This window comes from Aestuariimicrobium sp. T2.26MG-19.2B, from assembly GCF_950101875.1.
Taxonomy (GTDB): Bacteria; Actinomycetota; Actinomycetes; order Propionibacteriales; family Propionibacteriaceae; genus Aestuariimicrobium; species Aestuariimicrobium kwangyangense.
Window position 1 is genome coordinate 16628 of the sequence record NZ_CATNLW010000002.1, and the last position, 25912, is coordinate 42539.

Genomic DNA, 25912 nt, shown 5'->3' on the forward strand with positions numbered 1-25912 from the left:
CTGGCCGGGTGAATCGACGACCCGAACTGATCTCTCGCCGAACCCTCGGACTTTCCTCGCTCGGAGCGGCGGCGGTGGTGCTGGCGGGATGTTCCAAGCCGAGCAGTGACCCCGCCCCCTCGGGCGCGTCGGCGATCAACCCGTCGTCATCGACCAGCGCCTCGACCTCGGCCAGCGCCTCCGCCCCGGGCAGTGCCGCCGCGACCCCGACCGCGAAGCCCACCGTGCTGGCCAACCTCGACCAGATCAAGGTGGCCGGCGCAGTCGGCAAACTGCCCGTGGTGACCGGGCCGTGGCCCCTCACCACCGCAGAGACCCAGTCCAAGGTGCTGGTGGCGGGCAAGGGGACCACCGTGTCCAGGACGGCGATCGTCGAGGTCAACTACATCGGCATCAACGCCCGCACCGGCAAGTCCTTCGACCAGTCCTTCTCGGCGGGCAAGACCGCCTCGTTCCAGCTCGACCAGGTCGTCGCCGGGTTCGCCAAGGGACTGCAGGGCAAGAAGGTGGGTGACCGCGTCCTGATCCTGATGCCGTCGAAGGACGGTTACGCCGACGGCAACACCAATGCCGGGATCGAGAAGGGCGACGGCCTCGTGTTCGTGGTCGACATCGAGGGGGCCTCCCTCGACCGGGTGACCGGTGACGCCGTCGCACCCCCCGCCGGCATGCCCACCGTGAAGGACAACGGCAACCAGGCGCCCACGATCACGATCGGGTCGGCCACCAAGCCCACCAAGACGACCAGCGCGGTGCTGATCAAGGGCGCCGGCCGCGCCGTCGCGGCCACCGACTCGGTTCAGGTTCAGTACACCTGCGTCAACTGGGACACCGGCGACGTCGTGGCCGAGACCTGGTCGACCGGAGCAGCCTCGGGAGCCCTCTCGTCACTGATCCCGGCGTGGCAGAGCCAGCTGGTGGGCAAGACGGTCGGCTCACGGGTGCTGATCGTCGCCACCCCGGCCGACGCCTACCCCAAGGGGAATGCCACCCCTTCCGTGGCTGCCGGCGCCACCCTCGTCTACGTGGTCGACCTGCTGTTCGCCTCCGCCGCCCAGTGACCCTCAACCCGGCGGCGTGGGGTCGATGACCCAGTCCGCTGCCGGGTCGTCAAGCGTCGGCGACACGAGCTGCCACACCAGTTCGACGGCGGACGCGCGATCCCGCGCTCGTCCTGAGTCGACCAGTTGGGTCAACGTCACGGCCCCGTCGCGCTTGGCCAGGCGCCGCCCCGTCGTGGTGACGGCGAGACCCACGTGGACGTACTCGGGCGTCGTGAAACCCAGCCTCGCGGCGAGCCAGGCCTGGCGAGGCGCAGACTCGAGCAGGTCACGTCCCCTGGTCACCTGGCTGACCCCCTGCAGTCCGTCGTCCACCACCACCGCAAGGTTGTAGGCAGGGGTGCCGTCATTGCGCACGACCACGAAGTCGTCGACCACCGCGGTCACTTCTCCCGCGAAGCGGTCGGTCACGGTCTGGGTGGCGCCCCCGGAGCGCACCCGCCACGCGGGGGGTCGAGCCAGCGCTCGCTCCTGCTGCTCCCCGTGAGTCAGCCGGGCACACGTGCCCGGGTAGGGTCGCATCCCACCATGGGGGGCCTGGGAGGCCAGGGCGATGTCACGCCTGCTGCAGAAGCACGGGTAGAGCTCCAGGGACTGCGCCGCGTCGCGGTAGAGCTGCAGACGTTCGGACTGGCGCACCACCGGCACATCGGACCTCACGCCGAAGGCTCGCAGGTCGGCCAGTTGCCGCTCGGCGATGCCGGGGGCGGCGGCGACGCGCTGCTGGTCGAGGTCCTCCACCCGCACCAGGTGCCCGATGCCTGCCTCGTCCGCGAACCGCTGCGACAGGATCGCGGTGCGCACATTGCCCAGGTGCAGCTCGGACGTGGGGCTGGGGGCGAATCGACCGCTCACCCCGGTAGTGTCTCGTGCAGGTCGAGCGCGTGTACGGAGGCAGGGAAGCATGTCGGCGAAGAAGTCCGAGCGACTGGTGAACCTGGCGTACCTGCTGCTGTCGAGCGGACGCCCCCTGACCAAGCGTGAGATCTTCAACGGGATCGACGGGTACCGCGAGCTGACCCCCAGTGGTCAGGAACGCACCTTCGAACGCGACAAGGACGACCTGCGGGCCCAGGGCATCGAGATCCACACCCGCAAGGCCTCCGACGAGTGGGGGGCAGCCGACACCTATGTCGTCGAACGCTCGGAGTTCGAGCTGCCACCGGTCGAACTGACCGAGGAGGAGGCCGCCGTCCTGGGGGTGGCTGCCCACGTCTGGGACGAGTCGGGGGCGGCTGCGCAGACCACGATGGCGGTCGCCAAGTTGAGGGCCGCCGGCGCCCGGATCGATGCGGGTACCGTCGGCGTCCGCCCCGTGCTGGGAGCGAGGGAACCCAGTTTCGAGGTGCTGTTCGATGCCGTCTCGGCCAAGCGGGTCGTCGAGTTCACGTATCGCGGCGGTGAGGTCCGTCGGGTGGAGCCCTGGTCACTGCCGTACCGCAATGGTTCCTGGTACCTGATCGGGTACGACCAGTCACGGGCAGCGCCGCGCTGCTTCAAGCTCGCCCGCATCTCGACGCCGCCGAGGGCCGTCGGCAAGGACGGTGCCTACGTGATCCCCGCCGACCATGACCCCGAACGGTCGCTGGCCGACCTCGCACCCGCAGAGAACACCGATGTGGCCCTGGTGGCCGTGCGCAGCGGCCATGCCCCCCGCTTCACCCGTCGCGGTCACCTGGTCGAGTCGCCGGTACCGCTGCCCGCCGGTTTCGACTGCTGGTCGGTGCCCTACAACCGGCACAACGACATGGTGGGCGAGGCTGCCTCGATGGCTCGTGACGCCGTGGTGCTGCAACCCACAGACCTGCGCGAGGCCGTGGTGGCCCACCTGCGCACCATGGTCGACCCGGTCGAGGCCGCCGGCGCCCACGAGTCCCAGGAGCAGCAGTGAAGTCGACCGACCAGTTGGGACGACTGCTGACCCTGGTGCCCTATCTGCAGGCCAACCCGGGGTTGACCGCGGCGGAGGTGGCCGACCACTACGGCACCACGACCTCGCAGATCATCAAGGACCTGAACGTGCTGTGGTACTGCGGGCCCAACAACCTGCCGGGGCAACAGTTCGACTTCAACATGGACACCATCGAGGCCGGCGGCCCGATCGAGGTGACCAACGGCGAGGCCGTCCGTCGTCCCCATCGGTTCCAGATGACCGAGGCGCTGGCCCTCAAGGTGGCCCTGGCCGCGCTCGAACCGGTCGTACCGGCGGCCCAGCGAGCAGTGGTCAGGAGCACGCTGGCCAAGATCAGCGCCGTCTCGGGACCCGCTGGCGGGGTCGCCGTGCAGTTGGCCTCGGGATCCGACCAGACCCGTGACACCCTCGCGCGGGCCATCGAGGCCCGGCACCGGGTGCAGCTCAGCTACGACGGACTGACCAGGGGGTCCACGAGCACCCCCATGGTCGACCCGGCCGAACTCATCGTCCGCGATGGCTACGCCTACCTTCGCGGGTGGAGCCTCGAGCGGCAGTCGTGGCGCACCTACCGTCTCGATCGGGTGATCGACGTGGTCGACACGGGTGAACGCGCTGCCGACCACGGTGCCCTTCCCGACCTGGGAGAGACCTGGTTCGGCGAGGAGGCGGGGCACCTGGTGACCCTGACACTGTCACCCAGGGCCGCCTGGGTCACCGAGTACGACCCGGTCAGCGATGTGGACCACCTCGACGACGGGCGCCTCCGCGCGACCTTCCAGGTGGTCGACGAGGAGTGGCTGGTGCTGCGACTGTTGCAGTTGGGTAACGGTGTCGAGGCCGTGGAACCCCGCCAGGCAGCCGATCCCGCCCGGGATGCCGCTCGGGCCGGCCTGCAGTTGTACTCCAGCATCGGCTGAGTCGCTGCCCACAGCTCGCGGGGGCGAAGGCGGCTTGGGTCGCCCGGTGTAACGTGCAGGCGTGCCGAGGTGGGCAGTGGTTGCTCCATCGTCGTAGCATGAACGCACAGTGCGGTGGAGACTCCGCTGCACCGACAGAAGAGAGACTGACATGCCCTTTGGACTGGGATGGCCCGAGCTGCTGATCATCCTCGTGGTGGCAATCCTGCTGTTCGGCGGGAGCCGTCTGGCAGGCATCGGCAAGGGAACGGGCCGCGCGATTCGCGAGTTCAAGGAAGAGACCCAGGGTCTGCGTGAGGCCGACAAGAACAAGGCCGCCTCGACCAACGCCGAGCTCGACCCCAGGCCCGCCTCACCCCAGGCGCCCGTCGTCCAGGCACCGACCACGCCCGTCGTGGCCGACGCCCAGACCGTCGAGCAGCCCAAGCAGAATTGATCGTCGGGGCCTCCCGGGACGAGCTGACGAGACGTCGACCGCGCCATGACAACGACCACTGAGCCGAGGAAGCACAAGCTGAACCTGGGTTGGTTGACCCCGCCTCCGAAGACGGACGACGGGACCATGGCGTTGGTCGACCACCTCAAGGAGTTCCGCTACCGCGTCATCATCTCGGCCATCGGCCTGGTGCTGATGATGGCGCTGTCGATGATCTTCTACAAGTACCTGTTTGCCTTCATGCTGCAGCCGGCCTTCGAGGCCGAGCACCTCTACAAGGCCGCGCATCCCGAGAACGCCGCCAACGTGTCGTTCACGGTCAATGGCATCACCGGCGGGTTCATGCTGATGCTGAAGATCGGCGGGGTGGCCGGGGTCATCCTCAGCTGCCCGATCTGGCTGTACCAGCTGTGGTCGTTCATCGTCCCGGGCCTGTTGGCCCAGGAGAAGAAGTACGCGGTCCGGTTCCTCGGTTCGGCCATCCCGCTGTTCCTGGCGGGTGTGGCCCTGGGTTACTGGATCAGCCCCAAGGGTTTCGCCGTGCTGATGAGCTTCAACCCCGCCGGCGTCCAGAACCTCAACGAGCTGAGCGAGTTCCTCGGGTTCCTGATGCGCATGTTGCTGGTGTTCGGGTTGAGCTTCCTGTTGCCCGTCGTGATCGTGGCGCTCAACATGCTGGGAGTGCTGAAGGCTGCCCAGCTGAACCGCTACCGGAACCTGTCGATCTTCGGCTGCTTCGTCTTCGGTGCGGTGGCAACGCCCTCGGTCGACCCCTTCTCGATGTTGGCCCTGTCGTTCCCGATGGTGGCCATGTTCTTCATCAGCCTGGCGATCTGTTCGGTCAATGACCGTCGCCGGGCCGAGCAGTCCGCCAACGATGACGTGGTGCTCGACGAGTCGAAGATCAACGTCGACTGACACGGGCGCGGTCGCTGATCGATGACCGATACCTGCAACAATCGCTGACGTGCTCAACCGCTTTGACGGGCCCACCATCACCCTGGTGGTGAATCCCAAGGCCGGACGTGGTCGTGCAGGCCGGGTGCTGCCCAAGGTCTGCTCCTCACTGCTGGCGGCCCTGCCCGACGTCCATCTTCGTGTGCATCGGGCCACCAGCTACGACGACGCCCGGCTGCGCACCATCCAGGCCGTCGACGCGGCCCGACCGGGCACCGACGGTGAGCCCTCCCTCGACACCCTCGTGGTGATGGGAGGCGACGGAATGGCCCACCTGGGCATCAACGCGTGCGCGTCCACCGACGTACCCCTGGGAGTCATCCCGGCGGGCACCGGCAACGACTTCTGCCGTTCGGCCGGTCTACCCGTCACCCTGCGCGGGGCGGTGCAGACCATCGTGTCGCGCACCGTGGTCTCGATCGACCTCAACGAGGTGACCGGTGACCTCATCGACGGGGCCGAGCGCCGTTGGGTCGGCTGCTCGGTGTGCACCGGGTACGAGGCCGTCGTCAGCCAGGGGGCGTCCCGCAGCCCGATCCAGCTCGGCGGCCTCACCTACGGCATCACCGCATTGCGGGAGCTGGCACGATTCTCACCGGTCAGCTATGAGCTCGAGATCGACGGTGAGAGCCGTCGACTCGACGCCATGTTCGCGACCGTCTGCAACGGCGCCTACTTCGGCGGTGGCATGAAGGTCGCACCCCACGCAGACCTGACCGACGGGGAACTCGACCTCACCATCGTCCACCCCGTGCCGCGCAGCCTTCTGCTGCGACTCCTTCCCCGGATGTACGACGGCAGCTTCACCAAGCACCCAGCGGTGGAACTCGTCCGTGCCAAGCACGTGCGGGTGCGCACCCACCCCTCGACCATTGCCGACGGTGACGGGGAACTGCTGGGACACACCCCGGTCGACGTCCGAGCCGCCCGAGGAGCGCTGCGACTGGTGGTACCGGCGACCCGCACCCCCGTCCGAGAGGTGAACCGTGACCGAACCCGTTGAGACGCGCTCGACCCAGCCCCAGCAGTGGGGCCCGATGCTGCGCGAATTCGTCACCCGGTACTCGTTCGCCCTGGACGACTACCAGCTCGAGGCCTGCGCGAAGGTCGAGGACGGTGCCGGCGTGCTGGTCGCCGCCCCCACCGGTGCGGGGAAGACCGTGGTCGGTGAGTTCGCGGTCTTCTGCGCGGTGGAACGGGGCACCAAGTGCTTCTACACCACACCCATCAAGGCACTCTCGAACCAGAAGTTCCACGACCTCGAGGAGCGCTACGGCAGCGAAGTGGTCGGACTGCTGACCGGTGACACCACCATCAACGGTGAGGCGCAGGTGGTGGTGATGACCACCGAGGTGCTGCGCAACATGATCTACGCCGAGTCACCCACCCTGGCCAACCTCGGCTACGTCGTGATGGACGAGGTGCACTATCTCGCCGACCGATTCCGCGGTGCCGTCTGGGAAGAGGTCATCCTCGGACTGGCGCGAGACGTGCAGGTGGTGAGCCTGTCGGCCACCGTCAGCAACGCCGAGGAGTTCGGTGACTGGCTCGACGAGGTACGCGGACGCGTCGACGTCGTGTTGTCGGAGCGTCGTCCCGTGCCGTTGTTCCAGCACGTGATGGTCGGCCGGCGCCTGCACGACCTCTTCGACGGTGACGCCCCCACTGTGCTGGCCCTGCCTGGCCGGCGTGCCTCCGAGGTCAATCCCGAACTGCTGTCGATCTCGAAGCAGGAGGCGCGGGCGGTGCGCGACGACTCCCGCAACCCGCGCAGCCGCTCGGGTCGGGGCAAGCGGAAAGCCGGGTACGGCTCCGGCTCGTACGGCGGCGCGGCCCACGGGAGCCAGACCCAGGACTCCCAGCGCCGCCTCACCCCTCGTCGGGACGGCATGGTCGAACTGCTGGCTGCGGCGGAGCTACTGCCCGCCATCTGCTTCATCTTCTCCCGGCAGGGTTGCGACGCGGCGGTGCGCCAGTTGCTGCACTCGAACGTCAGGCTGACCACGGCCAGGGAGGCCCGTGAGCTGCGTGAGATCTGCGACCGCCATGTCGGTGGCATGCCGGCCGACGACCTGCGCGCCCTCGAGTTCGACGTGTTCGTCGAGGCCCTCGCGCGGGGGATCGCTGCCCACCACGCCGGGATCCTGCCCGCCTTCAAGGCCGTCGTCGAGGAGGGCTTTGCAGCCGGTCTGATCAAGGTGGTCTTCGCCACCGAGACCCTGGCGCTGGGCATCAACATGCCGGCGCGCACCGTCGTCCTCGAGAAGCTGGTCAAGTACAACGGGCAGGCTCATGTCGACATCACGCCGGGGGAGTACACCCAGTTGACCGGACGAGCCGGCCGCCGCGGCATCGACGTCGAGGGCCACGCCTTGGTGTTGTGGCAACCGGGCCTCGACCCCCGCGCTGTCGCCGGATTGGCCTCGCGGCGCACCTATCCGCTGCGGTCGTCGTTCTCACCGACTTACAACATGGCCGTCAACATGGTCGGGCGCGTCGGCCGGTCGAAGGCCCGGGTGCTGCTCGAGCAGAGCTTCGCCCAGTTCCAGACGGACCGGAACGTCGTCGGCATCGCCCGCGAGGCGGAGCGGACCGAACAGCTGGTGGCCGAGCACCTCAAGGCGGCGCAGTGTGATCGAGGGGACTTCGTCGAGTACGCCCGGATGCGTGACCAGGTCAGCCAACTCGAGGCCGAGGCGGCCAGGGGCCGGAAGTCCGACCTGCGCGCCGAGGCGATGGAATCGTTGTTCCACCTCGAGGCCGGCGACCTGATCTGGGTGTCGGGGGGCAAGCACGCAGGCTGGGCCGTCGTGGTCGACCCCGGGCGGTCGCGGAGCAGCGAACCCACCCCGATGGTGATGACCGAGGGACGAGAGCTGACCCGCCTCTCGCTGAAGGACTTCCCCCAGCCGACTGTCGCGGTGGGCAAGGTGCGCATCCCCAAGAAGTTCGACCCGCGCGTGGCCCACTCCCGCAAGGCCCTGGTGGCCGCGCTGCTCGACCGGGTGAGGGCGCAGAAGCCGGTGCCGCCGCAGTTCTTCAAGCCTGAGCGTGACGAGGAGATAGCCACCGAGGTGGCCGACTTGAGGCTCCGGCTGCGGGCCCATCCTTGCCACGGGTGCCCCGACCGCGAACTCCACGCCCGGCACGCGGAGCAGGCGCTGCGGATGGAACGCGACCTCGTGAAGTCCGAGGCCCGGATGGCCCGCCGCACGGCGACCATCGCCGCCAAGTTCGACCGGATCTGCACGGTGCTGACCTCGCTGGGCTACCTCGACGCGGACGATCCCGACCTGGTCACGGCCGACGGCAAACGGCTCAGCCGCATCTACTCAGAACTCGACCTGGTGGCGGCGGAGTGCCTCAGGGAGGGTGTATTCGACGGGTTGGAGGCCCCCCAGTTGGCCGCCGTGCTGTCGTCGCTGGTGTACGAGTCCAGACGTGAGGCGTCGCGCGTGGCGCGGATGCCCGATCGCGCCTCCGAGTCCGCCCAACACGAGGTGCGCCAGGTCTGGCGTCGGGTCAGTCTGGTGGAACGCGACCAGCGGCTCGACCCTGCCAAGGAGCCCGACATCGGTTTCGCCGAGGCCGCGCACGCCTGGGCAACGGGTGCCGAGTTGGCCGACGTGCTCGAGGTGACGGGACTGCCGGCTGGTGACTTCGTCCGCTGGGTGCGACAGGTGATCGACATGGCTGGGCAGGTGGCGGACGCCGCCGGCCCGGGGGACGTGCGCCGCAGGGCGCGGCAGATCGTCGAGCTGATGCGGCGAGGCGTCATCCAGTACGACCCCGACGAGGACTGACGCCGACCGGCCACCCAACATACCGACCTCGCCGTCGGATGCATGCGTTGATGCATGCATCTGTTAGCGTCTCTTCGTGAGCACTTCGCCCCCTTGGCAGGACCTCCCCCCGACGGCACCCGTCGCGCTGCGGATCGCAGCCGATGCTGCGGACGCCATCGTGACCGGATCCACACCGGCCGGTGCGCTGATCACGGAGGCCGGAATCGCCGAGCCACTCGGCGCCAGCCGCACCCCGGCCCGCGAGGCCATGGTGCAGCTCTCGCGGTGGGGGCTCGTCCGTCTCGTGCCGAAGAAGGGTGCCGTGGTGACGACGGTCTCGACCGCCGACCGGCGTGACCTGCTCGAGGTCCGCCTCATGTTCGAGTCCAGGGCGGCCCAGCTGCTGGCCGATGACCGGGCCCGCCGCGAATCCGTGGTGAAGCACTTGCGGGACGCGGTGGCGGCCCAACGTCGGGCGCTGGCAGACGATGACCTGCAGGCGTTCGCCGGCCAGGATGTGGCGTTCCATCTGGCGGTCATCGCCGCAACCGAGAACAAGGTGGTGGACGAGGTGATGGCCTCACTGGCTCCCCGACTGGCCAGGCTCATCCACCTCGCCGTGTCGGACAACCCGGAAGCGGCCACCGTCTTCTGCCAGGAACACTCCCGGATGGCCGAGCTGCTCGCGGACGGCGATTCGTCCGGTTACGTCGAGCTCCTGGGCACCCACATCGCGGCCGGGCATGTCGCCCCCGGCGAGTTCGGACTCGCCCGATGAGCCGACCCGGTTCCGGGGGACACCCGTGGCGCCTGGTCGCTCCTGCCGTCTTCGTGATGGCGTGGGGCGGCAATCACTTCACGCCGTTGCTGCATCTCTACGAGCAGGTCGGTCACTACCAACCGTGGCAGGCGAACCTGCTGCTCGGCACCTACGTGCTCGGGCTCGTTCCCGGACTGCTGGTTGCCGCGGCGATCTCAGACCGTCACGGGCGTCGCCGGGTGCTCCTGGGTGGCCTCGTGGTCAGCGTGGTCGGGAACCTCGTGCTCGCGGTCTCCCTGCAGTCCTTCCCGCTGCTCTGCCTCGGGCGCGCCCTGGCAGGCGCCGGGGTGGGCGTCGCGATGGCGGTGGGCACCAGTTGGATCACGGAGTTGTCGTCGCCACCGTTTGACGCCGCGGCGACGCCGTCGGCGGGCGCTCGTCGTCCAGCGCTGACCCTGACCCTGGGCTTCGGGCTCGGCGCAGGTGTGACCGGGGCGTTGGCCCAGTGGGCGGCGATGCCCACCCGGCTGCCCTTCCTGCTGCACGGCATTCTCGGGCTCGTGGCATTCGGCTGGTTGATGAGGGCCCCCGAGACCCTCGTCGCCCGCGCGTCGACGCCCGCGGGGGGCGCCTGGTGGCATGACCTGCGTGTGCCCGCCGCGGGCCACCGTCACTTCACCTCGGTCATCGTGCCGGTGGCACCGTGGATCTTCGCCGCCGCCGGGGTGGCCTACGCCATCGTGCCGGCCATGGAGGCGCCGAGCCTGGGGGAGTGGGGCACCCTCTACGCCACCGTGCTCACCGTGGCGACGCTGGGTGCCGGGGCCGCCGTGCAGGGGGCGGTGGGAACCATCGAGCGGATCACGCGTGGCCGCGCCCTCCTGGTCGGGATGGCTCTGATGACCGCCGGCATGGTGACCGCCGTCATCGCTGCCCTCGAGGCCAACCCCGTGCTGGGGCTCGTCGTCGCGGTGCTGCTCGGGGTGGCCTACGGCATCACCGTCGTGGCCGGACTGGTGCAGGTGCAGCGGATCGCCCACCCCACTGAACTGGCCGGCCTGACGGGGGTCTACTACGCCATCGCCTACGCCGGATTCCTGCTGCCGGCGGTGCTGGCCGGCCTGCTACCCGTGGCGAGGTACCAGTGGTCACTGCTCGTCGTGGCTGTGGCCTGTGCCTCGTGCTGGGCGATTGCGGCCCGCAACCTCCGCCGACGTAACTCAGTAGGCCTTCGAGACGGTCGACATGTTGAACTCCGGCACCCTCACCGGGGGCATCTGGGTGAGCGTGAACCAGTCGTTCCACTCCCGGCACAGCACCTGCTCGGATCGTCCGACCTCAGTGATGCGCTTCAGTAGGTCGACCGGGGACTCGTTCCAGCGGAAGTTGTTGACCATGCCGGTCACCTTGCCGTCCTCGACCAGGTAGACGCCGTCGCGGGTGAGCCCGGTCAGGAGGAGGGTCTCGGGGTCGACCTCGCGGATGTACCACAGGCAGGTCAGCAGCAGCCCGCGCTTGGTCGAGCGCACCATCTCCTCGAGCGTGGCGGTGCCGCCGGCGTCGACGAGCAGGTTCTCGGTCGGCCAGGGCAACGGACGATTCTGCTCGCCGCCACGGTCGTCGGCACCGTCCGGGGATCCCATCGCTGCCAACTCCGCCCTGGTCTCCACCAGGGTGGCCAGGCGACCCTCGTCCAGCCACGTCTGACGGCCGACCGGCACTCCGTTGTCGTGCACCGAGGCCAGCCCGGCCAGGGAGGTTCCGGTGACGGCGAAGGGGGCGCGCTCCAGGCGCGGTGCCCGCGGATCCGACCACATGGTGATCGGCAGTGTCGCGAGTTGCTCGCCGACCCGGGTGCTGCCGCCCGGCCCGGAGAAGACGGTGCTGCCCTCGCGGGCGTCGCGCCCCGCCATCGTCCAGTAGGCGTAGATGAGCAGGTCTGCGAGTGCTCCCCCGGGGAGGATGGTCTCGTAGCGTCCGGCCGGTAATTCCACCCGGTTCTCGCACCAGCGCAGCCGCTCGAGCACCTCGGCGGTGAGCGCGGCGATGTCGATGTCGGCGAAGTCCGGGGTCGATCGACCCACCCAGGCCGAACCGATCAGGTCGGGATGCTTGGCGTTCAGTTCCAGACGCCCCATCCGCTCGACGGCTCGGCGGCGAGTGCCGGCGGAGGTGCCCAACCAGATGGTGGTGACGGCCAGTTCGGCGAATCCGAAGAACAGATGGTGGTCGCCGGCCTCGGTGAACGACCTCCCCAGGCCCTGGGCCAGGCTGGTGAAGGCCTCGATGCCGGCCGATGCGGCGGGGTCGGCCATGTCGGGGTCGACACCTCCGTTCACGAGCGGTGTTGCGTCCTCGTCCGGTGTGCCCGAGGCAGCCAGGTCGGCGGCCCGGCGGACGAGTGCGACCACCTCGTCCGAGGAGGTGACGGGCGCGTCGAGGCAGCCCGAGGCGACCCCGCCGTCCACGGTGGCCAGGGCCACCACCTGGGCGGTGCGGGTGTGCATCTGCCCGTTGGTGGTGAGCGCGTTGTTGGCCCAGCGGAGGTTGGCGCTGGTCGCGTCGCGGATGATCACAATGCAGCCGGCATCGGCCCCGGGCAGGTCAACGGCCGCGGCGAGAGCGTCCTCGATCCAGGCGGAGGGCACCGGCTGGTCAGGGACGGAAACGGTGGTGGGCTCCGGGTTGCTGGGGTCTGGGGTGGTCTGAGACATCAGGCCTGTCCTTCCTCGACAGTGTTGAGCACGTTGACGCCCCGGAAGAGGCAGGCGGGGGCTCCGTGGGAGACGGCGGCGACCTGGCCGGGTTGGCCCTTGCCGCAGTTGAAGGCCCCGGCGAGCAGGTAGGTGTCGGGGCCGCCCACGGCCTCCATCGACCCCCAGAAGTCGGTGGTCGTGCCCTGGTAGGCGGCGTCGCAGACCTGTTCGCCGGTGAGCCGGCCGTCCTTGATCACCAGGAACCGTTGGCCGGTGAACTGGAAGTTGAACCGCTGCATGTCGATGGACCACGACTTGTCGCCGACGACGTAGAGACCGTTCTCGACGCGTCCGATCAGGTCGTCGAGGCTGAGGTTGTCAGTTCCGGGTTGCAGCGACACGTTTGGCATGCGCTGCAGGGGAATGTGACCGGCGGAATCGGCGAAGGCGCACCCGTTGGACCGGCCGAGACCCTTCTCGTGGGCCATCTGGCGGTTGAGTTGGTAGCCGACCAGCGTGCCGTCGCGGATGATGTCGAACGTCTGCGCGGCGACTCCCTCGTCATCCCAGCCGACGGTGGCCAGTCCGTGCTCGGTGACCCGGTCACCGGTGACGTTCATGACCTCGGAGCCGTACCGCAGGGTGCCGAGTTGGTCGAAGGTGGCGAACGAGGTGCCGGCGTAGGCAGCCTCGTAGCCCAGGGCCCGGTCGAGTTCGGTGCCGTGGGCGACCGACTCGTGGATGGTCAGGAACAGGTTGGACGGGTCGATCACCAGGTCGGTGGGCCCCGCCGTCACCGAGGCGGCTCGCACATTGGCTGCCAGGTGGTCACCCATGCCTGCGATCTCGGCGTCGAAGTCCCAGCCGGTGCCCGTCAGGTACTCCCACCCGCGCCCGGCTGGCGGTGCGATCGTGCGCATCGACGAGAAGCCCGAGTCGGAGACGTTGGTGGCCGTGAACTCCGGATGGACCCGCACCCGCTGCTGGGTGGTGCGGGTGCCGGCGAGGTTGGCGAAGAAGGTGTTCTCCTGCACCGCCATCAGGCTCGCCTGCGTGTGGCTCACCCCCGCCTGGGAGGCCAGCGACTGCGACAACTCGACCAGCCGGGCCACCCGGTCGCGGTCGGGCACGTGGAACGGGTTGACCTCGTAGCTCGACACCCACGTACCCGTGTGCACGGGTTCTTCGGCGAGTTCGACGGCTCGAGGGTTCAGCGGGGCGCTCACTTGGGCGATGGCGACGGCCTGATCGGCCAGCGTGCGTGCGGCTTCCGCCGTCAGCGTGATTCCTGCCGCGAAGCCCCACGACCCGTGGTGGACGACCCGGATGCTGATGCCCAGGTCCGTGGAGTCGCTGGCACCGGCGAGCTTGCCGTCGCGCAGACGGGTCTGGGCGGTGCGGTGACGCTCGATGCGGACGTCGGCGTGGCTGGCGCCCAGCTGCTTGGCGCGGGCGAGTGCGGCATCGGCCAAGGCATCCAGGGGCAGGGAGGTGAAGCTCGGGTCAAGCTCGTTCATGGGCACCAACCTAGCCGGAGCGGCGGCCCTGGCACCGGGGAGTTCTCGCGGCTGCGAGCCTCGCCGACGGGGGCTCGGCGCCCAACCACTGTCCGGGTGGGCGGACCCTGCGGCCCAGCACCTAGGCTGGGCTCATGGTGCAAGTGGCTCTCGTGGACTCAGGCGGCACGAACATTGGTTCGGTCGCCGACGCCGTCGAACGGCTCGGCGGTACCGCCCGCCTGACCGCCGACCCCGCCGAGATCCTCCTTGCCGACCGCGTCATCCTGCCCGGCGTTGGAGCCGCGGGTGCCGCCATGGCACGGCTCAACGAACTCGACCTGATCGCGGTTCTCCGCGACGTCCGGGTGCCGATGCTCGGGGTCTGCGTGGGGTCCCAACTGCTGTTCGAACACTCCGAGGAGGACGGCGGCGTCGACCTGTTGGGCTACCTGCCCGGCCGTGTCACGCGGCTGCCCGGGGACGAGCACATCCGCATCCCCCACATGGGATGGAACACCCTCGAACTGCTCGCCGACGACCCGATCCTGGCCGGCATCTCCACGGGGGAGCGCGGCTACTTCGTCCACTCCTACGCCGCCCCGGTCACCGGTACGACGCTGGCGGCCTGCGAGCACGGCACCCGGTTCGCGGCCGTCGTCCGGGGTCGAACGGCTGAGACCGCCCACATCTGGGGCTGCCAGTTCCACCCGGAGAAGTCCGCCGCCGTCGGGTCTCGTCTGCTCGCCAACTTCCTGTCGCCAGCGATCTCTGAGGGGGTCACCGCATGAGCGTCGCCCGCCGCATCATCCCGTGTCTCGACGTGCGCGACGGACGCGTCGTCAAGGGCACCCAGTTCCGTGACCACGTCGACATGGGCGACATCGTCGAACTGGCCGACCGCTACCGCCTTGAGGGTGCCGACGAGTTGGTGTTCTACGACATCACCGCATCCCCCCAGGGTCGCGCCGTCGACATCGACTGGGTGCGTCGCGTGGCCCGGGCCATCGACATTCCCTTCTGCGTCGCCGGCGGCATCTCGTCCGTCGAGCAGGCCAGGGCCGTGCTGCACGCCGGCGCCGACAAGATCTCGATCAACACCCCGGCCACCCAACGCCCGGAACTGATCAGCGAACTGGCTGAGGCCTTCGGGGTGCAGTGCGTGGTGGTCGGCATCGACTCGCTGCGCGACCCCGACGGGCAGTGGCGCATCCGCCAGTTCACCGGCAATCCGGATGCCACCCGTGCCCTCGAGACCACCACCCTCGACTGGGTTGCCCGGGTGCAGGAGCTGGGTGCCGGCGAGATCGTGCTGAACTGCATGGGCTCCGACGGGGTGAGGGCCGGCTACGACCTCGAGCAGTTGTCGGCCGTCCGGGCTGTCTGCCACGTGCCCCTGGTCGCCTCCGGTGGCGCCGGCGCGATCGAGCACTTCGTCGATGTCTTCCGCGAGTCCGATGTCGACGCGGCCCTGGCCGCCTCTGTGTTCCACTCCGGGCAGGTGCCCATCCCCACCCTCAAGGACTCCTTGGCCGAGGCAGGTGTCGAGGTCCGTCGTCCCCATCTCGAAGGAGAACACTCCGCATGAGCCGTATTGCCTGGGTCCCCTACTCGCAGGAGGACGCCATCCGCATCCTCGGTGAGCACGATGGCCTCACCTACCGCTCCTACACCGACGCGGACACCGCTCCCGGGCCGCTGTCGGAGGTGAACTTCCTGGTGGTGCCCTACATGTCGTCGGGGGGAGTGATCCATCGTCCGGACGAACTCACGGGGCTCGAGGTGGTGCAGATGCAGAGCGCGGGCTATGACAACGTGCCCGAACTGCCGGCCGGAGTCAGGCTGTGCAACGCCGCCGGGGTGCACGACTCGGCCACCGCCGAACTCGCGGTGGCCCTCACGTTGGCCCACGCACGCCACCTGGACGACTTCGCCCGCAACCAGACCACCGGCACATGGCAGGGGGAGTGGGGCACCGGTCTGGCCTATCGCCGGGTCACGATCATCGGCTACGGGCACATCGGCAAGGCCATCGAGGCGCGCGTGGAACCGTTCGAGCCGACGGTCATCCGGCGGGTGGCCCGCACGGCCCGGGACGGTGTGGAGCCGATCGAGAATCTTCCCGAGGTGCTGCGTGAGACGGACGTGGCGATCATCATCCTGCCGCTCACCGACGACACCCGCGGTCTCTTCGACGCGGCCATGCTCGCGAACCTCCCCGACGGTGCGCTGCTGGTCAACGTCGGTCGAGGCCCCATCGTCGACACCGGCGCCCTGCTCGCCGAGGTGACGTCGGGACGACTCCATGCCGCTCTGGACGTGACCGACCCCGAGCCGCTCCCGGCCGACCATCCCCTGTGGTCGCAGCCCAATGTGTTGATCAGCCCCCACGTCGGCGGGTACACCAACGCGTTCGACCCACGCCGCGACCGGATGCTGCGCGAGCAGATCGCCCACTGGGTCGCCGGCGAGCCGGTGGCCAATGTCGTGCGTGGGGGCGAATGAGCATGGAGGGTTGCATCTTCTGCCGCATCGTCAAGGGTGACGTCCCCGCCCGGGAGGTCTTCCGCGATGACACGGCAGTCGCCTTCCTCGACCTGTCGCCCAAGTCACCGGGGCACACCCTGGTCGTTCCCACCACCCACACCGAGAACCTCACGAGTGAACCGGCGGGGCTGGCGCTGATGGCCGATGCGGTCACGACGGTCGCCCGGACGATCACCGACCGTCTCGGTGCCAGCGGGGTCACGGCACAGATCAACTCGGGCGCGGCCGCGGGGCAGGAGGTCTTCCACCTGCACGTCCACCTCATACCCCGCTACCAGCCGGGGCAGTCGCCCCGGGGAGGCCCCGACGAGATGTTGACCCAGCTCCTCGGGTCGTGACTCCGCCGTTCGGGATCAGGACCCGGACGCGTCGACCCGCTCACTTGGGAGGCCGACGGGGGCGTCAGCTTCGTCAGGGCGAAGCGCTGACGCGCGGCCCGATGCCAGCAGGCTGGTCACGGTGGTCAGGGCGAGCACCCCGACGATGACCACCAAGGAGGCGAGGGTGGGGACGGTGGGCACCCAGTCCCACACCCCGTGCGCCCAGTGCAGCACCAGCTTCACCCCGATGAAGGCGAGGATGATCGCCAGGCCGTAACTGAGGTGCACGAGCTTCGACAGCACTCCTTCGAGCACGAAGTAGAGCGCCCTCAGGCCGAGCAGGGCGAACGCGTTGGTCGCGAACACCAGGTACGGGTCGCCGGTGATGCCGTAGACGGCAGGCACCGAGTCGATGGCGAAGAGCAGGTCGGTTCCCAGGATGGCCAGGGTCACGACCGCGAGAGGGGTGAGGGCCCGTCCGCCCGACTGGACGACCGTCATCCTGGTGCCGTGATAGGCGGGGGCCACCGGCCACACCTTGTTGACGAGTCGGACCACCGGCAGCTTCGACACGTCCTCGTCGGAGTGGCCGACCGCAGCGTCACGCCAGACCTTGACGGCGGTGGCGACCAGGATCAGCCCGAAGAACAAAAAGGTGATGGCGAACGATTCGATCAGCGTTGCGCCCAGGGCAATGAACCCGGCGCGCAGCACGAGCGCCCCGGCCACGCCGATCAGCAGGACTCGCTGCTGCAGGGCTCGGGGAACGGCGAAGCCGGCCAGCAACATCATGAAGACGAACAGGTTGTCGACCGAGAGGGACTTCTCCACCAGGTAACCGGTGTAGTACTCCATCCCGGTCCCACCGCCGAACCGCAGGACGACGAACACGCCGAACAGCAGCGGCAGCGCGACGTAGAAGATCGACCAGCCGACGGCCTCCTTCATGGAGACCTCGTGCGGCTTACGGGTGATCAGGAAGTCGATCACGAACAGGGCGATCACGCCGGCGATCGTCCAGCCCCACAGGGCTGGGGAACCGATGGTCGACAGGGAGCCCTCGAGGGGCAACAAGGGAACGACGGACGCAGGGGTCATGGAGGGCTCAGATCTCTCAAGGATGGTCTGAGGTCTCCTTCACCTCCGGATCCGACTGGACCCGTGGGCGCTCACGCCGAGGATGGATGACCATCCGTAGTGACCGGCGAAGACTTGTGAAGTACTCCCCTCGATGTCCAGCGTAACCCAGCCAGTGGTTGAACCCGAAATGACAACGTCGAGGAAATCGTGCGGTCGGCCAATCGTGCGGATCGTGTCGCCTGAGCGGGATTGTTGCGCCCCAGCCGCACCATGGGGCACCAGGGCGCATCATCCGCACGATTGGACCGATTGACTCCTGCTCAACCAGTCACGAGAGGCCAGTCAGCCACGAGGCCGGTTGTGGCCAGGCGATCAGTCGACGACCCGAGCCGCACCCTTGTCGGCGGACTGCGCGAACTTCGCGAAGATCTTCAGCGCCGGTGAGACCTCGCGTTGCCGGGTGGCGGGCTTCCATCCGTGGGCGTCGGCATGGGCGCGGCGCTCGGCCAGCACCTCGTCGGGCACGTCGAGGTGGATGCGCCGGTCGGGGATGGAGATCTCGATGATGTCCCCGTCCTCGACCAGACCGATGGTGCCCCCGGAAGCAGCTTCAGGTGAGACGTGGCCGATCGACAGGCCCGAGGAACCACCCGAGAATCGTCCGTCGGTGATCAGGGCGCACTTGGGGCCCAGCCCCACCCCCTTGAGGTACGACGTCGGGTACAGCATCTCCTGCATGCCCGGGCCACCCTTGGGTCCCTCGTAGCGGACGACGACCACGTCGCCCGGCTTGATCAGACCGCCGAGGATCTGCTCGACCGCCTCGTCCTGGGACTCGGAGACCTTGGCTGTGCCGCGGAAGACCCACTGGTCCTCGGGCACCCCTGCGGTCTTGACGATGCAGCCGTCCTCGGCGAGGTTGCCGTAGAGCACGGCCAGTCCGCCGTCGGTGGTGTAGGCGTGCTCGACGGAGCGGATGCAGCCCGACTCCGCGTCGGTGTCGAGGCTGGCCCACCGGTTGGTGGACGAGAACGCCTGGGTGGTCCGCACCCCGCCCGGGGCTGCGTACCACAGGTCCATGGCCTCGTCGGTGGCCTTGCCGCCGCGCAGGTCCCAGGTGTCCATCCAGGACTGGAGGCTGGGGGAGTGGACCGCGTGGACGCCGGTGTCGAGCAGTCCCCCGCGGAACAGCTCACCCATGATGGCGGGGATGCCGCCGGCGCGGTGCACGTCCTCCATGTAGTAGTTGTGGGTGTTCGGGGCGACCTTGCACACACACGGCGTGTGCCGCGACAGCCGGTCGATGTCGGGCTGGGTGAAGTCCACCCCGGCTTCGTGGGCTGCTGCCAACAGGTGCAGCACGGTGTTGGTGGATCCGCCCATCGCGATGTCGACGGTCATGGCGTTCTCGAAAGCCGCCTTGGTGGCGATCGAGCGCGGCAGCACCGAGTCGTCGTCCTCGTCGTAGTAGCGCTTGGCCAGGTCGACGACCAGTCGTCCGGCGTTCTCGAACAGGCCCTTGCGCTGCGCGGCGGTGGCCAGGGTCGACCCGTTGCCCGGCAGCGAGAGCCCGAGCACCTCGGTGAGGCAGTTCATCGAATTGGCGGTGAACATGCCCGAGCACGAGCCACAGGTGGGGCAGGCGTTGGCCTCGATCGTGTCGAGTTGGTTGTCGGGGACGCTCTCGTCGACGGCCTTGACCATGGCGTCGATCAGGTCGAGGCGGGTCTGCGCGGTCGACGTGGTGGGGTCGATCACGGCGGTGCCGGCCTCCATCGGGCCGCCCGAGACGAAGACGGCCGGGATGTTCAGTCGCAGCGCTGCGAGCAGCATGCCGGGAGTGATCTTGTCGCAGTTCGAGATGCACACCAGAGCGTCGGCGCAATGGGCGTTCACCATGTACTCCACCGAGTCGGCGATCACCTCTCGCGAGGGCAGTGAGTACAGCATGCCGGCGTGGCCCATGGCGATGCCGTCATCGACGGCGATGGTGTTGAACTCCTTGCCCACACCTCCGGCCTCCGCCACCGCGCCGGCGACCAACTGGCCCATGTCCTTGAGGTGCACGTGTCCGGGGACGAACTGGGTGAAGGAGTTCGCGATCGCCACGATCGGCTTGCCGAAGTCGTTGTCACCCATGCCCGTGGCACGCCACAGGGCTCGGGCGCCGGCCATGTTGCGGCCGTGGGTGGTGGTCTTGGAACGCAGTTCGGGCATCGGTCCTCCTGGGAATACTGCGCTCCAGCCTAGGCCTTCGGTGCGGGAGGGGTGCGTTCGTCCGCGGTGGGAGGGACCGACACGGTGATCGCCCGGCACACGCGAACGGGCGGCCCGGATCTCTCCGGACCGCCCGCTGCAGGGGGGATCATGCAGCTGGATCAGCTGCGGGGTGAGTCACACGGTCGCCCGTGCAACTCGGCAGGTCACTCGGCGACGGTGTGCTTGCGGCTGACCGACACGAAGGCCCAGCCGTAGAGCAGGTTCATCAGGCCCATGCCGATCACGAAGGCCGACACGCCGTAGGTGATCACCGAGCTGAACAGCGAGGTGCGCAGGAAGGCACCGTTCATCTGGGTGGTGCGCTGAGCGGTGTACTTGGCGAGTTCACCCTTGAGTTCGGTCAGGGTGGGGTCGGCCTCGATCTTCGAGACGACGGCAGGGTCGGTGCTGGTGAGGTCTTCGACGCCCAGATCCTTGGCCTTGGTCTTGACCCCGTTCTGCAGGGCACCGAGCTCGGCGTAGGTCTTGCCGTCCGAACCGGTGGTGGCGTGGTGCTTGATGATCTCGGCCTGGCCGAAAGCGGTGATCGGGCCGGCGACGTTCTTGCCGGCGACCTTGATCCCCATCACGGGGGCGGCGTCGGCGGCGACGGTGATGCGCTCGTCCTTGAGCTGCGAGGTGACCACACCCCACGTGACAGCTCCGGCGACGATCATGACCAGGCCAGCGACGAAGGAAATGATTCCGACGATCTTGGTGGGCTTCATGGGAGGACCTTTCGAACTTCTGCGGACGGGCTGGGTCTGGACCAGCAGGTGTCCTACGACTCCGTGTCGTAGCAAGAAGAACGCTACGTCGTTGGTTGAACGATGAATTGGGTGGGGGTGGCATATATCTCTGAGGACAGGCAACCCACAATGGCTGCGCGGCAGGTGTTCGTCCGGGCAGGTCCTCACGGCAGCTCATCAATGCTGGGGTCATGGCTGCGAAGGCCAGTGGGGCAGCCCGCGACGCGGGGGCGTCCCACGATGCGAGAGATGCGCCCGCCGCATTGGTCCCCGATGGTCGCCGGGGTATGGTGAAGCCGTGCGCACGAACCTCGTACTCCGCCAGCGCTGAGCCGACCAGCAGTCGGTCCAGCGCACCCTCGTATGCCCATGGAGGCAGCGGGGGTTTTTTGTTGTCAGGGACAGCGCACGTACACACATCGCCCCACGGGGGGCGCCGAGGAAAGGGAGACACCATGGCAGGTGACCAGACACCTGAGATGACCGGCGCACAGGCGCTGGTGGCTTCGCTCGAGAAGCTTGATGTCGACGTAATCTTCGGCATCCCGGGAGGTGCGATCCTCCCGGCCTACGACCCCCTCTACGACTCCAAGGTCCGTCACATCCTCGTCCGCCACGAGCAGGGCGCCGGCCACGCGGCCGAGGGCTATGCCTCGTCGACGGGCAGGGTCGGGGTGTGCATGGCCACCTCCGGGCCCGGCGCGACGAACCTGGTCACCCCCTTGGCCGACGCGTACATGGACTCGGTGCCGATCGTGGCCATCACCGGTCAGGTGAACTCGGCGTCCATCGGCACGGACGCCTTCCAGGAGGCCGACATCCGCGGGATCACCATGCCGATCACCAAGCACAACTTCCTGGTCACGCGCACCGAGGACATCCCGCAGGCCCTCAAGGAGGCCTTCCACATCGCCTCGTCGGGCCGTCCGGGGCCCGTTCTGGTTGACATCGCCAAGGATGCACTGCAGAAGTCGGCGCCCTTCGTGTGGCCGGGCTCGATCAAGATGCCCAGCTATCGCCCCACGGTGAAGCCACACGTGTTGCAGATCCGCCAGGCCGTCAAGCTGATCGCCAAGGCGAGCCGCCCGGTGCTCTACATCGGTGGTGGTGTCGTGCGGGCCGAGGCCTCTGCCGAACTGCGCGAGTTCGTCGACGCCACCGGCATCCCGGTGGTGACCACGCTGATGGCACGGGGCGTCTTCCCCGACAGCCACGAACTGGCGATGGGCATGCCCGGTATGCACGGCACCGTGGCCGCCGTCGGGGCACTGCAGCGCTCCGACCTGCTGATCACCATCGGGGCACGCTTCGATGATCGTGTCACCGGCCGGCTCGACTCGTTCGCTCCCGACGCCCTGGTGATCCACGCCGACATCGACCCGGCCGAGATCTCGAAGAACCGGGTTGCGGACGTGCCGATCGTCGGTGACGCCAAGAACGTGCTGCGGGAACTGAACCAGCAGATCACCAAGGTCGACCTCGCCGACATCTCGGAGTGGGTGGGCTACGTGACCGGCCTCAAGCGGCGCTACCCGACCGGTTACGACCTGCCACCCAACGGTGAACTCAGCCCCCAGTACGTCATCAAGCGGCTGGGCGAGATCTCGGGGCCCGACACCATCTGGGCCACCGGCGTTGGCCAGCACCAGATGTGGTCGGCCCACTTCCTGCCCTTCGAGAAGCCCGGCAAGTGGCTCAACTCGGGGGGTGCGGGCACGATGGGCTACTGCGTGCCGGCGGCGATGGGCGCCAAGGTGGGCAACCCCGACCAAGTGGTCTGGGGAATCGACGGTGACGGCTGTTTCCAGATGACCAACCAGGAATTGGTCACCTGCGCCCTGAATGACATTCCGGTCAAGATCGCCGTGATCAACAACCAGGTGCTCGGCATGGTGCGCCAGTGGCAGACCCTGTTCTACGACAGTCGGTACTCCAACACCGAATTGCACAGCCAGCGCATCCCTGACTTCGTCAAGCTGGCGGAGGCGATGGGCTGCGTCGGGTTGAGGGCCGAGACGGTCGAGCAGGTCGACGACGTGATCAACCAGGCCATGGCCATCAACGATCGTCCGGTCGTGGTCGAGTTCCTGGTCAACAAGGACGCCATGGTGTGGCCGATGGTGGCCGCCGGCACCGGCAACGACGAGATCAAGATCGCGCGAGACCTCGCGCCTGATTGGGAGGAGGAGGTCCTGTGAGCACCCACACGCTCTCGGTCCTGGTTCACAACAAGCCGGGCGTGCTCGCGCGCATCGCGGGACTGTTCTCGCGCCGTGGCTTCAACATCGAATCGCTCACGGTCGGCCAGACGGAGAAGCCCGAACTCTCGCGCATGACCGTCATGGCCGAGGTCGACGACCCGCTGGTGCTCGAGCAGATCGTCAAGCAGCTCAACAAGTTGATCGAGGTGCACAAGGTGCTCGAGCTGGACGAGGCCGCCGTGCTGCGTCAGCTCGTGCTGGTCAAGGTGCGGTCCGACATCGACAACCGCTCCAAGATCGTCGACACGGTCAACCTCTTCCGTGGGAAGGCCGTCGACGTCAGCCACGAGTCCATCACCATCGAGGCGACCGGCTCGCACGAGAAGATCCAGGCCCTGGTGTCGATGCTCGAGCCGTTCGGTGTGCTCGAGTTGGTGACCTCGGGCCATGTGGCTCTGGGCCGTGGCGCGAGAGCCCTGACCGACCGCACCCGATCCGACATCCGCCGCGACAAGGAGAGCCAGGGCTGAGCGCCGGGCCCTCTCCCGCCTCACGCCGGTGCCACGAAGCGGACGGGTTCACCCCTCCCGCAGCGGGCACGCAAGAATCCCCTGGACGACCACCGAACTGGACGACCACCCAACTGGGCGACCATCCCACGACCACCCCGAAGCAAGATCCCACAAGGAGAACCACCCATGGCAGCAAAGATGTACTACGACCAGGACGCCGATCTGTCGATCATCCAGAACCGTCACGTCGCCGTGATCGGCTACGGATCGCAGGGCCACGCCCACGCGCTCAACCTGCGCGACTCGGGTGTCGACGTGCGCGTCGGCCTGGCCGAGGGCTCGAAGTCCCGTGAGAAGGCCGAGGCGGCCGGTCTCCGCGTGCTCAGCGTGGCCGAGGCCGTCGAGGAAGCCGACCTGGTCATGATCCTGGTTCCCGACCAGGTGCAGCGCACGGTCTACGCCAACGAGATCCTGCCGAACCTGGCCAAGGGTGACGCACTGTTCTTCGCGCACGGTTTCAACATTCGTTTCGGCTACATCCAGGCCCCCGAGGGTGTCGACGTGTGCATGGTTGCCCCGAAGGGCCCCGGTCACCTCGTGCGTCGCGAGTACGCCGACGGTCGTGGCGTGCCGGTGCTCGTCGCCGTCGAGAAGGACGAGTCGGGCCATGCCCTCGACCTCGCCCTCTCGTACGCCCGGGCCATCGGTGGTCTGCGTGCCGGTGGCATCCAGACCACCTTCACCGAGGAGACCGAGACTGACCTGTTCGGTGAGCAGGCCGTTCTCTGTGGCGGCGCCTCTGCGCTCGTCCAGGCCGGTTTCGAGACCTTGGTGGAGGCCGGGTACCAGCCCGAGGTCGCCTACTTCGAGTGCCTGCACGAACTGAAGCTGATCGTCGACCTGATGTACGAGGGCGGCATCGCCAAGCAGCGCTGGTCGGTCTCCGACACCGCCGAGTTCGGCGACTACGTCTCGGGCCCCCGCGTCATCGACGCTCGGGTGAAGGAGAACATGAAGGCCGTCCTGACCGACGTGCAGAACGGTGCCTTCGCCAAGCGCTTCATCGACGACCAGGACGCGGGCGCTCCCGAGTTCAAGGCCTTCCGTGAGGCGGGGGAGAACCACCCCATCGAGGCCACCGGTCGCGAACTGCGCAAGCTGATGTCATGGGTCAAGTCGTCCGACTCCGACTACACCGAGGGCACGGCCGCTCGCTGACCCACCCCGAACCACACCCTCGGCCAATGGTCAGACTTCACGCCCACAAGCGTGACGTCTGGACATTGGCCGAGAGTGTGTTCGGGCCTCTGGGTCGGGCGCGACCGGCTCGAGGGACGGCGGGGACAGCGTGATCACCCACTGGATCGACGGTCTTCCGGTACCGCTGCGGGCTCCCACCGACCTGGGCTGGGTCGCCCCGTGGGGTCGGGTCTTCACCGTGCTGGCAGACCAGGACTCCGGCAACCTGTGCCTGGGCGTGCGCGCCCATGATGGTGAGCGCCTCTTCCTGAAGATGGCCGGCGCCGCAACCTCGCGCTACGAGGGAACGATCCCGGACGCGGTCGAGCGCCTGCGGCATGCGGGGGAGGCCTTCGAGCAGTTGGCGCACCCGAGCCTCGTCCGGCTTCGCGACCGACGTGACCTCGACCTCGGCGACGCGACCGGGCATCTGCTCGTCTTCGAGTGGACGGACGCGATCCCCCTGGGCAGGCAGTACGACCGCGTGCACGAGGTGCGGGCGCTCCCGCAACCAGTCCGCGTGGACCTCGTCAGCCAATTGATCGCCTTCCACGCCCATGTCGCTGAGAAGGGTTGGGTTCCGGTCGACCTGTACGAAGGATCGGTCATGGTCGATCCGGCTGCCGGTCGGGCGGTGGTCTGCGACATCGACCTCTACCAACGCGCACCCCTGACCAACACCATGGGGCGCATGTGGGGATCGACGCGGTTCATGGCGCCCGAGGAGTTCCAACTCGGCGCCCTCCTGGACGAGAGCACCACAGTCTTCACCCTGGGCTGTCTGGCGCACGCCCTGCTCGGCGACAGTGACACCAAGCAGTTCACGGCCTGGGAGGCCAGTCCACGCCAGTTCGAGGTGGCGGAACGCGCCCGCAGCACCTCCCGGGAGGATCGGTACGCCAGTGTCGACGAACTTCTGGACGCCTGGGGGCGGGCTCAGCGCTGAACCGCACGACCGATAGCCTTCAGGTCAGCGGAAGGC

General features: G+C 68.3%; 22 protein-coding genes and 1 pseudogene. 17 read left to right on the forward strand and 6 right to left on the reverse strand.

The window, feature by feature from the left end; translation table 11 throughout:
• Positions 1-8 precede the first annotated feature (8 nt).
• Positions 9-1061, forward strand: a complete 1053-nt coding sequence (locus QQZ11_RS09860) for an FKBP-type peptidyl-prolyl cis-trans isomerase (protein ID WP_284550239.1) — start codon at positions 9-11, stop codon at positions 1059-1061.
• A gap of 3 nt (positions 1062-1064) precedes the next feature.
• Here the strand turns inward: QQZ11_RS09860 and gluQRS are convergent, their stop codons facing one another.
• Positions 1065-1916, reverse strand: a complete 852-nt coding sequence (gluQRS, locus tag QQZ11_RS09865) for a tRNA glutamyl-Q(34) synthetase GluQRS (protein ID WP_284550241.1) — start codon at positions 1914-1916, stop codon at positions 1065-1067.
• A gap of 49 nt (positions 1917-1965) precedes the next feature.
• Between gluQRS and QQZ11_RS09870 the strand changes: the two genes are divergently transcribed.
• The 8 genes and pseudogenes from QQZ11_RS09870 to QQZ11_RS09905 all read left to right on the forward strand — a co-directional run.
• Complete coding sequence (locus tag QQZ11_RS09870; RefSeq protein ID WP_284550243.1) at positions 1966-2952, forward strand: helix-turn-helix transcriptional regulator; 987 nt, start codon at positions 1966-1968, stop codon at positions 2950-2952.
• Entirely contained in the window at positions 2949-3893 is a 945-nt protein-coding gene (locus QQZ11_RS09875; protein ID WP_284550245.1) for a helix-turn-helix transcriptional regulator, read from the forward strand. The genes QQZ11_RS09870 and QQZ11_RS09875 overlap by 4 nt, the downstream gene beginning before the upstream one ends.
• A 151-nt stretch (positions 3894-4044) precedes the next feature.
• Positions 4045-4329: a Sec-independent protein translocase subunit TatA/TatB gene (locus tag QQZ11_RS13665; RefSeq protein ID WP_284550246.1), complete on the forward strand. Its 285-nt coding sequence runs from the start codon at positions 4045-4047 to the stop codon at positions 4327-4329.
• A gap of 45 nt (positions 4330-4374) precedes the next feature.
• Positions 4375-5247 (forward strand): twin-arginine translocase subunit TatC, encoded by an 873-nt coding sequence (tatC, locus tag QQZ11_RS09885; protein ID WP_284550247.1) that lies wholly within the window; start codon positions 4375-4377, stop codon positions 5245-5247.
• 49 nt (positions 5248-5296) lie between these two features.
• On the forward strand, positions 5297-6289 hold the full coding sequence (locus QQZ11_RS09890) for a diacylglycerol/lipid kinase family protein (RefSeq protein WP_284550249.1): 993 nt from the start codon (positions 5297-5299) through the stop codon (positions 6287-6289).
• A 34-nt stretch (positions 6290-6323) separates the two neighbouring features.
• The gene (locus QQZ11_RS09895) at positions 6324-9089 is read left to right on the forward strand and encodes a DEAD/DEAH box helicase (RefSeq protein WP_284550751.1); all 2766 of its coding nucleotides are present in this window, start codon (positions 6324-6326) and stop codon (positions 9087-9089) included.
• Between the two features lie 76 nt (positions 9090-9165).
• Positions 9166-9849 (forward strand): GntR family transcriptional regulator, encoded by a 684-nt coding sequence (locus QQZ11_RS09900; RefSeq protein WP_284550250.1) that lies wholly within the window; start codon positions 9166-9168, stop codon positions 9847-9849.
• Positions 9846-10532: pseudogene (locus tag QQZ11_RS09905) on the forward strand (MFS transporter); the annotation flags it as partial. The gene QQZ11_RS09900 and the pseudogene QQZ11_RS09905, both read left to right, overlap by 4 nt.
• A gap of 519 nt (positions 10533-11051) precedes the next feature.
• On the opposite strand, the gene QQZ11_RS09910 reads toward QQZ11_RS09905, so the two are convergent.
• The gene (locus QQZ11_RS09910; protein WP_284550252.1) at positions 11052-12545 is read right to left on the reverse strand and encodes a metallopeptidase TldD-related protein; all 1494 of its coding nucleotides are present in this window, start codon (positions 12543-12545) and stop codon (positions 11052-11054) included.
• Complete coding sequence (locus QQZ11_RS09915) at positions 12545-14044, reverse strand: TldD/PmbA family protein (RefSeq protein WP_284550254.1); 1500 nt, start codon at positions 14042-14044, stop codon at positions 12545-12547. The genes QQZ11_RS09910 and QQZ11_RS09915 overlap by 1 nt, the downstream gene beginning before the upstream one ends.
• A gap of 134 nt (positions 14045-14178) precedes the next feature.
• Between QQZ11_RS09915 and hisH the strand changes: the two genes are divergently transcribed.
• Genes hisH through QQZ11_RS09935 form a run of 4 tightly spaced genes read left to right on the forward strand, consistent with a single transcriptional unit; the run spans position 14179 to position 16908 of the window.
• Entirely contained in the window at positions 14179-14814 is a 636-nt protein-coding gene (gene hisH / locus QQZ11_RS09920) for an imidazole glycerol phosphate synthase subunit HisH (protein WP_284550256.1), read from the forward strand.
• Positions 14811-15611 carry an imidazole glycerol phosphate synthase subunit HisF gene (gene hisF, locus QQZ11_RS09925; RefSeq protein WP_284550258.1) on the forward strand — a complete coding sequence of 267 codons (801 nt, stop codon included), beginning with the start codon at positions 14811-14813 and terminating at the stop codon, positions 15609-15611. Before hisH ends, hisF begins: the two co-directional genes overlap by 4 nt.
• The gene (locus QQZ11_RS09930) at positions 15608-16528 is read left to right on the forward strand and encodes a 2-hydroxyacid dehydrogenase (RefSeq protein WP_284550259.1); all 921 of its coding nucleotides are present in this window, start codon (positions 15608-15610) and stop codon (positions 16526-16528) included. The genes hisF and QQZ11_RS09930 overlap by 4 nt, the downstream gene beginning before the upstream one ends.
• On the forward strand, positions 16525-16908 hold the full coding sequence (locus QQZ11_RS09935; RefSeq protein WP_284550261.1) for an HIT family protein: 384 nt from the start codon (positions 16525-16527) through the stop codon (positions 16906-16908). Before QQZ11_RS09930 ends, QQZ11_RS09935 begins: the two co-directional genes overlap by 4 nt.
• A 15-nt stretch (positions 16909-16923) precedes the next feature.
• Here QQZ11_RS09935 and QQZ11_RS09940 read toward each other — a convergent pair whose 3' ends face one another.
• The 3 genes from QQZ11_RS09940 to QQZ11_RS09950 form a co-directional block, all read right to left on the reverse strand.
• Entirely contained in the window at positions 16924-17988 is a 1065-nt protein-coding gene (locus tag QQZ11_RS09940) for a TerC/Alx family metal homeostasis membrane protein (protein ID WP_284550263.1), read from the reverse strand.
• Positions 17989-18342: 354 nt separating this feature from the next.
• Positions 18343-20187, reverse strand: coding sequence for a dihydroxy-acid dehydratase (gene ilvD, locus QQZ11_RS09945; RefSeq protein ID WP_022909959.1), 1845 nt, complete (start codon positions 20185-20187; stop codon positions 18343-18345).
• A 206-nt stretch (positions 20188-20393) separates the two neighbouring features.
• Entirely contained in the window at positions 20394-20957 is a 564-nt protein-coding gene (locus QQZ11_RS09950) for a hypothetical protein (protein WP_022909960.1), read from the reverse strand.
• 500 nt (positions 20958-21457) lie between these two features.
• Here QQZ11_RS09950 and QQZ11_RS09955 point away from each other — a divergent pair, with 500 nt between their 5' ends.
• From QQZ11_RS09955 to QQZ11_RS09970, 4 genes are all read left to right on the forward strand, one after another.
• Positions 21458-23176: an acetolactate synthase large subunit gene (locus QQZ11_RS09955; RefSeq protein WP_284550265.1), complete on the forward strand. Its 1719-nt coding sequence runs from the start codon at positions 21458-21460 to the stop codon at positions 23174-23176.
• On the forward strand, positions 23173-23709 hold the full coding sequence (gene ilvN, locus QQZ11_RS09960) for an acetolactate synthase small subunit (RefSeq protein WP_284550266.1): 537 nt from the start codon (positions 23173-23175) through the stop codon (positions 23707-23709). The genes QQZ11_RS09955 and ilvN overlap by 4 nt, the downstream gene beginning before the upstream one ends.
• A gap of 168 nt (positions 23710-23877) precedes the next feature.
• Positions 23878-24909: a ketol-acid reductoisomerase gene (gene ilvC / locus QQZ11_RS09965; RefSeq protein ID WP_026377890.1), complete on the forward strand. Its 1032-nt coding sequence runs from the start codon at positions 23878-23880 to the stop codon at positions 24907-24909.
• A gap of 130 nt (positions 24910-25039) precedes the next feature.
• Complete coding sequence (locus tag QQZ11_RS09970; RefSeq protein WP_284550267.1) at positions 25040-25876, forward strand: serine/threonine-protein kinase; 837 nt, start codon at positions 25040-25042, stop codon at positions 25874-25876.
• The last annotated feature ends 36 nt before the right edge of the window (positions 25877-25912 follow it).